Below are 11,691 nucleotides of genomic sequence, written 5' to 3'. Positions count from 1 at the left end.
GGACGGGGGACTTGGGGGTGGCGGGACTTGTGGAAGGCTTTGGCCCAGATAAGACGCGTCGTCTGCTCAGACCGGGCGATGATCTCAAAGTTTGGTATTTGGGCGATTACACCGTGTTTGTCTATCGGCCCCAGTCTTCATTGTTTACTTTTTTTGCTGACCGGATTTATACCACTAGCTCTAATGCCATGACTGAGGCGGGGATTACCTTGGGGAGTACCTATCCACAGGTCGTTGCGGCCTATGGTGGTAGTGAACAAAACGGTTATGTCGAACGGTTTCCTTTTCCGGCGGGGGCGCGGGGGGATACGTCTGACCGCTATGGAGTGGATTACGACGCGCTGGGACTGAGTTTTCTTTTTGCGAGTGGGACAAACCGGGTGGTGGGGATTGGGCTTTTTAAGCCGGGAAGTTAAGGCTCCGCCCAACCTCCTCAACGCAATCACATCGGGGCACACCTACTTCCACATTGCCCCAACAGCACTAAGCCATGATATGGCGCGGGACTTCCCGGCTATTTAGTAAAATAAATGCGTACTGAATACCCCGCTGTGTCTAAACCCACCACTGCCACGCTCCTCATCGTCTGCCCTGACCAACGGGGATTAGTGGCGAAGTTTGCAAATTTCATCTACGCCAACGGCGGTAATATCATTCACGCGGACCAACATACGGATGTGGCGGCAGGATTATTCCTGACTCGCTTGGAGTGGCAACTGACGGATTTTTTGTTGCCCGAGGCGGTGATTGCCACGGCTTTTAATGCCATTGCTCAGCCCTTAGCCGCCCAGTGGCAGTTACATTTCTCCGATACTGTTCCCCGTTTGGCCCTCTGGGTCAGCCGTCAGGACCATTGTTTATTGGACCTACTCTGGCGACAGCAGGCCGGGGAGTTGCCGGCAACGATTGCCCTCATCCTCAGTAACCACCCAGACCTCGCGCCGATAGCCGCCCAATTTGAGCTACCCTTCCACCATTTACCGATTACGCCCGAGACCAAGGCGAGTCAAGAAGTCAAACAACTGGCCTTGCTCCAAGATCACTACATTGACTTGGTAGTCCTCGCAAAATACATGCAGATCCTGAGTCCCGAGTTGATCCGGCAGTTCCCCAATATCATCAATATCCATCATTCTTTCCTCCCGGCCTTTGTGGGGGCGAGTCCCTACCAGCAGGCTCATCAGCGCGGGGTCAAAATTATCGGGGCCACTGCCCACTACGTCACCCCAGATCTCGATGCCGGACCGATTATTGAACAGGACGTAACCCACATCAGCCACCGCGATGAAGTAACCGACTTAATTCGCAAGGGCAAAGACCTAGAGCGGTTAGTTCTAGCCCGTGCCGTGCGTCTCCATCTCCAGAACCGAGTTTTGGTCTACGGCAACCGGACGGTGGTTTTTGCTTGAGGGACCGCTTAGGGGAGGGTGAATTTTACTTGTTCTTTTGCGGCAAGGTTATTTAAGGGACCGCTTAGGCTCTCGATGATGCGGCCGGCAGCGAGGTTGTTTTTGCTGTCGCCAAAGGTGCGGGTGATTTGGTAGCGCAGTTCGCCTTTGCCGTTGATGGTGACTTGGATTTCGCCACCACTGGGGATGGCTTGAGTCTGGAGTTGGGCGGTGAAGCGTTGACGGAGTTGGTCAATCTCGGCGTGGAGGGGCGCGTTGGGCGTGTAGTAAAAATTAAGGTGCTGTTTCTCTGTGGGCGTGTCCGGTGGGAGGGGACCGAAGGGGGCCAAACTCTTGATGAGGGTGGTCATGGCAGTATCTAGTTCGGGGCTACCAAAACTTTTAGTGATTTTTACGTCCTGGAGTGCGCCAGTCGGGGTGAATTGCAACTCAACGTCACCGCGCTGGGAGAGAGGGGGTAGGGTGAGTAAGTGGGTCGTGATTTTATGGTCTACAGCGCGGCTATAGTCGGTCATCTCTTGGTAGGCCACCGGCATCGCCTCACCGGGCGCAGTGAGGATTAAGGATTCGACGCGGCGCAGTTGACGGTCGCTGATGCCGACACAAATTGTTCTCGGGGCACCGGGACGGCATTCGTAAGGGCTATCGGTTTGACAGTCGTAACGGGTGGGGGACATCAGGTTGCATTTGTTGTCTTTGATATGGCCTAGACCCAGGGCATGGCCTATCTCATGGAGCATCACCAACCGCAATTGGAAAGCGTTAGTTTCGCCTTGAGAACTGTTACGCAAACTGATGGCAATCTTCCCCACATCTAACCCTTGACCGGAAGCAAAACGCCCAATCGCTCCCTCGGTACTGGATTTGGACCCCTCCAGCAGAAACGTATCTACCCCCTCGACGACAAGATCTGCTTCCTCTTTTTGCTCAGTGAGGACCAAGAAACCGAGTTGCTGGAGGACTTCAGCTTCCTTGGCGTTGGCTGCTGCGTCAATGTCGTTGCGGAGGACCACGACGTAGGTACCATTGGTGGGTTCTTTAGGTAGGGCCAAGAGGAGCTTGTTCCAGTCCAGGACACCCCGCCGCAGACTCTCGCGGAGCCGCTCGGACAGCGGGGTCAAAGGCGCGGTAGGGTCATTTTGACGGACCTGCGGACTGATGAAGACTTTGAGCGGGAAGTCACTACTGTCTAAAGCCAGGACGGGGGCTGGGAGAATAAGGCTCAAGAGGGCTAGGACCGAGGGGAGTAGATAGCGAGACATTAGGTTGTGGGTGTTGTTTACGTCTGAATTATAACCAGCGGATTGACTTGACCGGGAAATATGAAAATGAACATACAGATTGAATAAGTCAGCGCGGATCGATACCTAGTAATGATTCTAGCTGGGACAGAGAGCTTGAATTTCACTTTTCTAGTGGATAGTGGCTCGGCGGATGTTGAAGAGAGCTTTTATCGTTTTTTCGGGATTAACTCTGGCTTGACTGTTATGGTATTCAGGGCTTTTACAAGATTTTTGGCAGGCGAGCTTATTCTCCCGGAAGAAATCGGTGAGATGGTAAGTTCTGAAGAAATCCGTAAAGAAATGCGTGAACGTTGGGAAAAAGTAAACTCTATTGTTGAAGTATGACGCTTGGTCTTCATCCGCTAGGGAATGGCGACGGTTTTGAGGAGGCGGTCAATCACTTCTTGACCGGGACGACCGCCGGTGATGATGAGCCGATGGGCGAGGACAAAGGGGGCGATGGCTTTCACGTCGTCGGGTAGGGCATAGTTGCGGCCCTGGAGGTAGGCCCAGGCTTGGGTGACGCGCTGGAGGGTGACGGCGGCGCGGGGGCTGGCCCCGAGGGTTATTTGTTGGTCCGTGCGGGTAGTACGGATGAGGGCAAGGACATAACGTTGTAGGGGCTCGGTCATCTTCACTTGAGCACAGGCTTGGCGGATGGTGAGGACTTGACTGAGGTCCAGACAAGGGGTGATGGCATCCAGAGGATTCTGTTGGCGGTCAAGGCGTTGGAGCATTTGCAACTCTTCATTCTCACTGGGATAGCCCAGGCTGAGCGAGACAGCGAAACGGTCCAAGAGAGCTTCAGGGAGCGGGCTGGTGCCCTGATATTCCACAGGGTTCTGGGTAGCGATGACGAAAAAAGGTTCACCGACGGGACGGCTCACGCCATCAGTGGTAACCTGTTGTTCTTCCATGACTTCGAGGAGTCCGGCCTGGGTGCGGGGAGTGGCGCGGTTGATCTCGTCGGCTAAGAGGACTTGGGTGAAGACGGGACCGGGGATGAATTCGAAACTGCCAGTTTGGGGATTCCAGACGTTGGTTCCGGTCAAGTCCGTGGGCAGGAGGTCGGGCGTAAATTGGACGCGCTGGAAGCGGCCTTTGACCGCACGGGCGAGGGCTTTGGCGAGGAGGGTTTTGCCGACACCAGGGACATCCTCTAGCAGGGCATGACCCCCACTGAAGAAGGCGGCGAGGATGAGTTGAATAGCTTGGTCTTTGCCAACGATGGCGCGACTGAGCATCTGGGCGAGTTGTGTGATATTAGGGTCCACCCTGGTTTCCTTCGTGCCTTGCTGAGTTTAGGGTGCCCGTTTTTTAAGAGGTCCCTCCGCCCCACTCGTGGGGGACCAAGGCGAAAAAGGCAGAAGAGCGTTTGCTCTCCTACCCTGCTGTGCCCGGTAGGGTACAGCAGGGTAGGGAGCGGCGGTTGGACCTTGCACTTACGGGAGATGGCGACTAGGGACCCCAGCGATAAGCTGTTTTTATACAGTAGGGACTACAGATGAACCGTTTGGGTGGGGGCGTAGGGCGAATTGTGATTGGGTTGGTCATTGCGGGGTTTTCAGTGTTCACCTATTTCTCGTCCCAGCAGGAAAATCCGGTGACGGGAGAGCAGCAATGGGTCTCCATCACGCCCAATCAGGAAGTCGCCCTGGGTCTACAGTCACGGCCTAGTCTAGAGCAGCAGTTTGGGGGACAGTCAAGGGATAGTCAGGCCCAGCAATTGGTAGACCGGGTGGGGCAACAGGTGGTCCAGAGTTCTGATGCCAAACGTAGCCCCTATCGTTTCGAGTTTCATCTCTTGGATGACCCCAAGACGATTAATGCCTTTGCCTTACCGGGCGGACAGATTTTTATCACCACGGCTCTAGCGAGTAAATTGCGGCAAGAAGGCGAGTTGGCGGGAGTTTTGGGGCATGAAGTCGGGCACGTGGTCGGGCGGCACGGGGCGGAGCGGTTGGCGAAAGCACAGCTTACTCAGGGTTTGACCGGGGCGGCGGTTATTGCGACCTACGATCCCGGCAACCCGGCCAGCCGCTCCAGTGCCGCCGTCGCCGCTGCCATTGGTTCGTTGGTCAATATGCGTTTTGGACGAGACGACGAACTGGAATCGGACCGACTGGGAGTGCGTTACATGGCTCAGGCGGGCTATGATCCCCGCTCCATGATTAAAGTCCTACAAGTGCTCAAGGCCAGCGGCGGGAGTAACCGTCCGCCCGAATTCTTCAGCACCCACCCCGACCCTGACCGCCGTTTAGAACGCATCCAGGAAGCGATCAAAGAAGAGTTCCCCAATGGCATCCCCCAAGGTCTCAAGCCTTAATATCATCCAGGGGGTAGATTGTCCGATAATGGACCCGTGAAAACGGTCAAAATACTGTTTGTCAGTTGTGAACTGAAGTTCAGTGGGGGCGAACAAGTCCTCCTCAATCTCGTGGCGCAACTCCAGACGCATCATCAAGTCATGGTCCTGCTCCGGCCCCAGAGTGAGCTAGCCAAGCGATTAGTTGTGAACCCAGTAAGATGTCTGATTTCCCCTAATTTAAGGCGACTTTCTGAAGGTGGGTGGGCTTTTTTGCAGTCCGTTGTGAGAGGTAATTGGGAACTCTGGCAACTGGTCCATCGTGAAAAGATTGATGTAGTGATTTATAACGGCGTGGGTCCGAGTATCTATGGGTCCGGGCTGAATTTCTTGAGCCGGCCCCAGACCGTAATTATTCATCACAATATTCAACTCGGGAAATTGTATGCGCTTTATCTAAAATATGTACCGTTCAAAAGTAAGATCGTCTGTGTTTCCCAGGCGGTCAGGGCAAGTATTGAGACTGAGAGTAACCATAAGCGAGTCCGCATAATTTATAACGGGTTAGCCGTGCAGCCCATGGATTATTCAGCTAAACTTACGAATGTCCAAGTCGTGCGCATCGCCATGGCGGGTCACATCACCCACTGGAAAGGGTTTCATATATTTTTAGCAGCTCTCCAACAGTTACAGGTAACGCAAGAGATTCAAGTTGAGATTCTCGGCGAAGCTTGGACCCGAGCAGATTTGCTTTATTTAGAACAGTTAAAAACCTATGTGCAGGACCATGAGTTAAGCGATTGGGTGCAGTTTCGCGGGTTTGTGCCGCTCACAGAAGTCCTACCCAGCACCCATATCCTCGTCCATGCCTCCGTAGAACCTGAACCCTTGGGGCTAGTGATCTTGGAAGGGATGCAGTATCAATGTGTGGTAATTGCGAGTGCGCTGGGTGGTGTACCGGAGATTATCCGCAATGGAGAGAATGGTTTTTTGTATGCGGCAGGAAATAGTCAACAGTTAGCCCGGATTTTAACTGAAATATTACAACAGTTGGGAACTCCAAGGATGCGAGACCTCATAAAAGCCGGGGCACTGACGGTAAGACAACAATTTAACCTTGAAAAACAAGCCCAAACCTATCAAGAGCTTTTTGAGGATAACCCCTAATGCCACTCGTCTATATTATTCTCCTAAACTGGAACGGCTGGTCGGATACGCTACGTTGTCTAGAAAGTATCTTCCGCCAAGATTATCAGAATTACCGGGTAATTGTTTGTGATAACGACTCCAATGACGATTCCCTAGCGCGGATTGAAGCTTGGACGAGGGGGGAGGAGTTTGCTTCCCATCAATTAAATGACCCGCTACTTAGCTATAGCTACCCCCCAGTCCCCAAACCCATTCCCTATCTGCAACTAGACCACGGAACTCCAGCGGATACAGCAACCAAACTGCTGCTTTTACCCACAGGTGATAACTTGGGTTTTGCCGGTGGTAATAATGTCGGGATACGGTACGCCCTAGCGCGGGGTGCGGACTATGTTTGGCTAGTCAACAATGACACCGTGGTGGACCCTCAAGCTCTACAACACATGGTTGCATTAGCTAATGATGAAAATATAGGAATGGTCGGGAGTATGGTTTTGCGCTATCACCAACCGGACCTGATTCAGGCGGTGGGGGGCGGTCGAGTGTGGCCCTGGGGTTGGTGTGAACTATTGGGGGAAGATGAACAGGATACGAAGGGGTGGCCTAATTCTGTAGACCTAGATTTTATCGTGGGTTCTAGTCTCTTGGTACGGCGGGGCTTGTTGGAGCGATTGGGATTGATGGCGGAGGACTATTTTTTGTACTGGGAAGATACGGACTGGGGGGTGCGGGCAAAGCGGCAGGGCTGGCGGTTGGGCTGTGCGACAGCGGCGCGGGTCTGGCATCGCGAGGGCGGGACGGTGGGCTACAAATCACCCATTCAGGACTATTACGCAATCAGGAACGCGCTTTGGTTTGTACGACGTCACCATCCCGGCTACTTGTTTTTAGCGTTTTGCTTCCACGGCTACCGCTCTTTGTTGCCAAAATTGGTCCGGGGTCAGTGGCAACGGCTGGGGCTAGCTCTGCGGGGCGTCGTGGACTTTGGGCGGGGACGGACGGGGAAGCTTCCTACGTAGAATTACCGGAAACTGTCCAGACTTCATTCTGAATACATTCAGCTTATAATTTTATTGTGATATCCCTGAGGTTTAGGGTGGCTAGAGCAAATTCAGCTACAACGGTATCTTTAGCACTGTTTCAGGATGCTGGGTATCAGGCAGTCATTCGATGTGGCAGGTTCAGTATTGCTCTAATTCACCATCAGCTCGAACCTTGGTTAGTGCTAGCCCCAGACGGTTCTCGGCTCAAAACCTTCAACGATCCCGAGTTAGCCCTAGAATTTTGCCTATCGCTCCGGCAAACCATTATAAAAGAGGCTTAAATGCACCTTCTATGATGGAGGGGTGTGCCCGGATTACCGATGACAATCTTCACGCTGCAAGGGGTCCAGAAGCATTTCGGGGTCAAGCCCGTCTTGAACAATGCCAGTTTCAGCCTGGACCAGAACGACAAAATCGGGCTGATCGGCACCAACGGCTCGGGGAAATCCACCCTCCTAAAAATTATTGCCGGACTTGAACACGCCGATGCGGGTCAACGCTTAGTCAATCCCGGCGTACGGATGGTCTACCTGCCCCAGGAACCCCAGCTAGCAGAAGATCTCACCGTCCTCGAACAGGTCTTCGCCGCTAACCCAGCCTTGGGGTTACTCCAAGAATATGAGCAGCTATCAGAGCAACTGGCCCTGGGGGAAGACGTCTTGACCCGGCTTAGTCAGATTGCCCAACAGCTAGATGAGAGCGGAGCCTGGGACCTGGAGACTAACGCCAAGATTGTCTTGTCCAAACTGGGGATTGAGGATATCCACGCCCGTGTCGGCAGTCTCTCCGGGGGCTACCGCAAACGGATCGCCTTGGCAGTGGCTCTCTTGGCCCAGCCCGATGTCCTGTTGATGGACGAACCCACTAACCACCTGGATGCGCTGGCAGTGGAATGGCTCCAGGAATACCTCAATCGGTTCCGGGGGGCACTCCTGCTCATTACCCACGACCGTTATTTTTTGGACCAAGTGACGACCCGTATCCTCGAAATTGACCGGGGCGATCTCTACAGTTATCAGGGCAACTATTCCTACTATCTGGAGAAAAAAGCCTTAGCCGAAGAATCCTCCCTCAGCAGCCAACGCAAACACCAGGGCCTGCTACGCCGTGAACTTGATTGGCTGAGTCGCGGTCCCCAAGCCCGCAGCACCAAACAAAAAGCCCGCATCCAACGCGCCCATGAACTCCAGGACAAGGAATTCAAGGAAGTCCAGGGCAGAGTAGCGATTGACACGCCCACCCGCCGCATTGGGAATAAAGTCATTGAGTTGACTGCCGTCTCCAAGTCCTATGGCGACCGGGTTCTCATCAAGAACTTCACCCATCTCTTTGGTCCCGATGACCGCGTGGGGATCATCGGCAGTAACGGCATGGGCAAAACTACCCTGATGGATATCATCATTGGGCGTATCCCACCCGATAGCGGCTTGGTGGATATTGGTTCGACGATCCATTTTGGATACTTTGACCAACACTCGGACGCGCTACTAGAGAACCTAGACCCCAACCAACGGGTCATTGATTACCTAAAAGAAGAGGGGGAGTTCGTCGCCACCCGTGATGGCATCCGCATCAGTGCCGCCCAGATGCTAGAGCGGTTCCTCTTCTACGGTCCCCAGCAATATGTCCCGATTCAGAAGCTCTCCGGGGGCGAGAAACGCCGCCTCTTTTTGCTACGGGTCCTGATGTCCGCCCCCAACGTCCTAATCCTGGATGAGCCGACCAACGACCTGGATGTCCAGACCCTCTCCGTCCTCGAAGAATACCTCGAACAGTTCACCGGGGCCGTGTTGGTGGTTTCCCACGACCGCTATTTCCTAGACCGCACCGTGGAGACGATCTTGGCCCTCGAAGGCGGCGGGGAAGTCCGGGCCTACACAGGGAACTATGCCCAGTACCTCGCCCATCGTCCGGCCTCAAACGCACCTACTAAATCTCCATCCGCCAAATCCACTCCCACCGCCAGTCCCACCGCAACGATTGTGGCCCGCACCCGCAAACTGACCAACAAAGAAAAGCGTGAATTCGCTACCCTAGAAAGTAAAATCGCCCAACTCGAACTGCAAAAAACCCAGGCCGAACAAGCTCTCCAAGCCAACCTCGATTTCAACGAGTCCCAAAAACTCTACGACCAGCTAGCTAAGCTGACCCAGACTATTGAGACCACGACGGAACGCTGGCTTGAACTGGCGGAGTTTGACAGTTAGAAGGTGTAAGCTGGGAAACTGTACCCAGTCAAAAACCGCCATGAGCCTAATTCGCACCCTACGAGAACAACTGGTCAAGCGTGAGCGTTCGGCGGTGGAGTTGACCCAGGAACAGTTAGACTGGATTGACCAGACAGAACCCCTCATCCACAGTTTTTTGCACCTGATGCCCGAGCGGGCCATGGCTCAAGCCCGACGCATTGACCAAGCCCTGGCTCGTGGCGAAGCACTAGGCCCCCTGGCTGGGGTCGTCATGGCTCTCAAGGACAACCTCTGCACCCTCAATGCCCCGACCACCTGCGCCTCCCAAATCCTCAAAGATTACCAGGCCCCCTACGAAGCAACAGTCAACCTCAAACTCGAAGCCGCCGGAGCCATCCTGATTGGCAAAACCAACCTCGACGAGTTCGCCATGGGTTCCTCCACCGAGAACTCAGCCTACGGTCCCTCCCGTAACCCCTGGGACCTGGGAACCGTCCCGGGCGGTTCTTCGGGTGGGTCAGCCGCAGCAGTGGCAGCGCGGTTGGTAGTTGCCGCCCTGGGTTCTGATACCGGGGGTTCAATTCGGCAACCAGCGGCTTTTTGTGGGGTGGTCGGCCTCAAACCTACCTATGGGCTGGTTTCACGCTATGGGTTGGTGGCCTTTGCTTCTTCCCTCGACCAGATTGGCCCACTCGCCAACACGGTGGAAGATGCCGCCCTAGTTCTCCAGGCGATTGCGGGCTATGATCCCTACGATTCCACCAGCCTCAATTTGGCAGTCCCAGACTACAATTCAGCCCTCATTCCCGACATCAAAGGCCTCAAAGTCGGGTTAGTTACAGAATTCATTGGTGAAGGAACCTCCCCAGGCGTGCTACAAGCCATTGAGACCGCGCTCGAAGTCCTTAAGTCCCTGGGGGCTGAGATTCAAGAAGTCTCCTGTCCCCAATTCAAATACGGTCTGCCCACTTATTACATCATTGCTCCCTGTGAAGCCTCCGCCAACCTAGCCCGTTACGACGGGGTGAAATACGGCCTCCGCGCTGAACCTGCCGAGTCCCTACTGGGGATGTACGAACAGAGCCGCAACCAGGGTTTCGGGCGCGAAGTGAAACGGCGGATCATGATTGGCACCTATGCCCTGTCCTCTGGCTATTACGATGCCTACTACATCAAAGCCTTGAAGGTCAGGACCTTGATTAAAGAAGATTTCTTGAATGCCTTTACCAAAGTTGATGTCCTCGTCGGTCCCACCGCGCCCACCACGGCCTTCCGGTTCGGGGACAAAGAAGACCCGCTCAGTATGTATCTGTCCGATGTCTGTACCATTCCCTTGAACTTAGCGGGAATGGGCGGGATCAGTATCCCCTGCGGCTTTGACCAGGGTTTGCCGATTGGTCTACAGATCATGGGTGCGCCCTTAGCTGAACCTACCTTACTCCGGGTCGCCTATGCCTACGAACAGGCCACCGCTTGGCACCAGCACCAGCCCTCATTCATTACCTAAACCCTTGCCTATCATGGGGGAGTAGTTCACCTCAGGCCGATGCAGACTACGGTTCGTCAGCGCAGATCCTGGCACCCCGGCAGGTTATTACAACACTACGTCCTCTATGCCCCGCGCCGCCGCCTTGTCGCGCTCCCGACCGTATCCTATGTAGATTTTCGGCTCCCGGTCTCGACGGGCGAACAAATTCACGGTTGGTACTTCGCGCCCCCAGCCCCCCAAGCTCCCGTGGTCATCTACTGTCATGGCAAGGCGGGGAATATCTCCTGTCACTTGGACTTGGTGGACTTTTTACAGGGCTTGGGGGCGGGGGTGTTGTTGTGGGACTACCGGGGCTACGGGTTGAGTACGGGCCGTCCTTCCCAGACCGCGCTCTTTAGTGACAGTACGCTCATCTGGGCTTACCTGACCCAGACCCAGAACCTAGCTCCAGAACAAGTAGTCTTCTGGGGGCACTCTCTGGGCGCGGCAGTCGCCCTAGAACTTGCGCTCAACCATCCTCAGGCGGGGGGCTTGGTCCTGGAAGGAGCCTTCACCGCCCTGATTGCCTTAGCCCGTCGTCGCTGGTTCCGGGTCTTGCCCTTGAAATATTTGGTGCGCGATCCCTACGACAATCTGGGGCGGATCGGGCAACTGCAAATTCCCGTGGCCCTGTTGCACGGGATCACAGACCGGGTGGTACCCCTAGCCATGGGTGAAGAACTATTTGCTCAAGCTCCCCCGCCTGAGGATGGTTGAGCGCAAGTTCTAGGGCGACTGCCGCGCCCAGAGAGTGCCCCCAGAAGACTACTTGTTCTGGAGCTTTT

Annotated in this window: 10 protein-coding genes and 1 pseudogene; 9 read left to right on the top strand and 2 right to left on the bottom strand. The window is 54.7% G+C overall.

Features of this window, described 5'->3' with window-relative positions; all coding sequences use genetic code 11:
* Positions 1–416 (top strand): annotated as a pseudogene (locus HFM78_RS07510) (peptidase S41); the annotation flags it as partial.
* A 135-nt stretch (positions 417–551) separates the two neighbouring features.
* Positions 552–1,409, top strand: a complete 858-nt coding sequence (gene purU / locus HFM78_RS07505; RefSeq protein ID WP_287128810.1) for a formyltetrahydrofolate deformylase — start codon at positions 552–554, stop codon at positions 1,407–1,409.
* Positions 1,410–1,417: 8 nt separating this feature from the next.
* On the opposite strand, the gene HFM78_RS07500 is transcribed toward purU, so the two are convergent.
* Positions 1,418–2,671, bottom strand: a complete 1,254-nt coding sequence (locus HFM78_RS07500) for a matrixin family metalloprotease (protein WP_287128809.1) — start codon at positions 2,669–2,671, stop codon at positions 1,418–1,420.
* Positions 2,672–2,806: 135 nt separating this feature from the next.
* Here HFM78_RS07500 and HFM78_RS07495 point away from each other — a divergent pair, with 135 nt between their 5' ends.
* Positions 2,807–3,037, top strand: a complete 231-nt coding sequence (locus HFM78_RS07495) for a hypothetical protein (RefSeq protein WP_287128808.1) — start codon at positions 2,807–2,809, stop codon at positions 3,035–3,037.
* A 17-nt stretch (positions 3,038–3,054) separates the two neighbouring features.
* Here the strand turns inward: HFM78_RS07495 and HFM78_RS07490 are convergent, their stop codons facing one another.
* Positions 3,055–3,966, bottom strand: coding sequence for a MoxR family ATPase (locus tag HFM78_RS07490; RefSeq protein ID WP_287128807.1), 912 nt, complete (start codon positions 3,964–3,966; stop codon positions 3,055–3,057).
* A 230-nt stretch (positions 3,967–4,196) separates the two neighbouring features.
* On the opposite strand from HFM78_RS07490, the gene HFM78_RS07485 reads away from it, so the two are divergent.
* The 6 genes from HFM78_RS07485 (at position 4,197) to HFM78_RS07460 (ending at position 11,623) form a co-directional block, all read left to right on the top strand.
* Positions 4,197–5,018, top strand: a complete 822-nt coding sequence (locus HFM78_RS07485; RefSeq protein WP_287128806.1) for a M48 family metallopeptidase — start codon at positions 4,197–4,199, stop codon at positions 5,016–5,018.
* A 36-nt stretch (positions 5,019–5,054) separates the two neighbouring features.
* Positions 5,055–6,164 carry a glycosyltransferase family 4 protein gene (locus HFM78_RS07480; protein ID WP_287128805.1) on the top strand — a complete coding sequence of 370 codons (1,110 nt, stop codon included), beginning with the start codon at positions 5,055–5,057 and terminating at the stop codon, positions 6,162–6,164.
* Positions 6,164–7,165, top strand: a complete 1,002-nt coding sequence (locus tag HFM78_RS07475; protein ID WP_287128804.1) for a glycosyltransferase family 2 protein — start codon at positions 6,164–6,166, stop codon at positions 7,163–7,165. The genes HFM78_RS07480 and HFM78_RS07475 overlap by 1 nt, the downstream gene beginning before the upstream one ends.
* Positions 7,166–7,509: 344 nt before the next feature.
* Positions 7,510–9,396, top strand: coding sequence for an ABC-F family ATP-binding cassette domain-containing protein (locus tag HFM78_RS07470; RefSeq protein WP_287128803.1), 1,887 nt, complete (start codon positions 7,510–7,512; stop codon positions 9,394–9,396).
* 40 nt (positions 9,397–9,436) lie between these two features.
* The gene (gene gatA, locus HFM78_RS07465) at positions 9,437–10,885 is read left to right on the top strand and encodes an Asp-tRNA(Asn)/Glu-tRNA(Gln) amidotransferase subunit GatA (RefSeq protein WP_287128802.1); all 1,449 of its coding nucleotides are present in this window, start codon (positions 9,437–9,439) and stop codon (positions 10,883–10,885) included.
* Between the two features lie 39 nt (positions 10,886–10,924).
* Positions 10,925–11,623 (top strand): alpha/beta hydrolase, encoded by a 699-nt coding sequence (locus tag HFM78_RS07460; protein WP_287128801.1) that lies wholly within the window; start codon positions 10,925–10,927, stop codon positions 11,621–11,623.
* The last annotated feature ends 68 nt before the right edge of the window (positions 11,624–11,691 follow it).

This window comes from Candidatus Cyanaurora vandensis, from assembly GCF_013285555.1.
Lineage (GTDB): Bacteria > Cyanobacteriota > Cyanobacteriia > Gloeobacterales > Anthocerotibacteraceae > Cyanaurora > Cyanaurora vandensis.
Note: the sequence above shows the minus strand (reverse complement) of the source record. Positions and strands in the feature narration are given on the sequence as shown.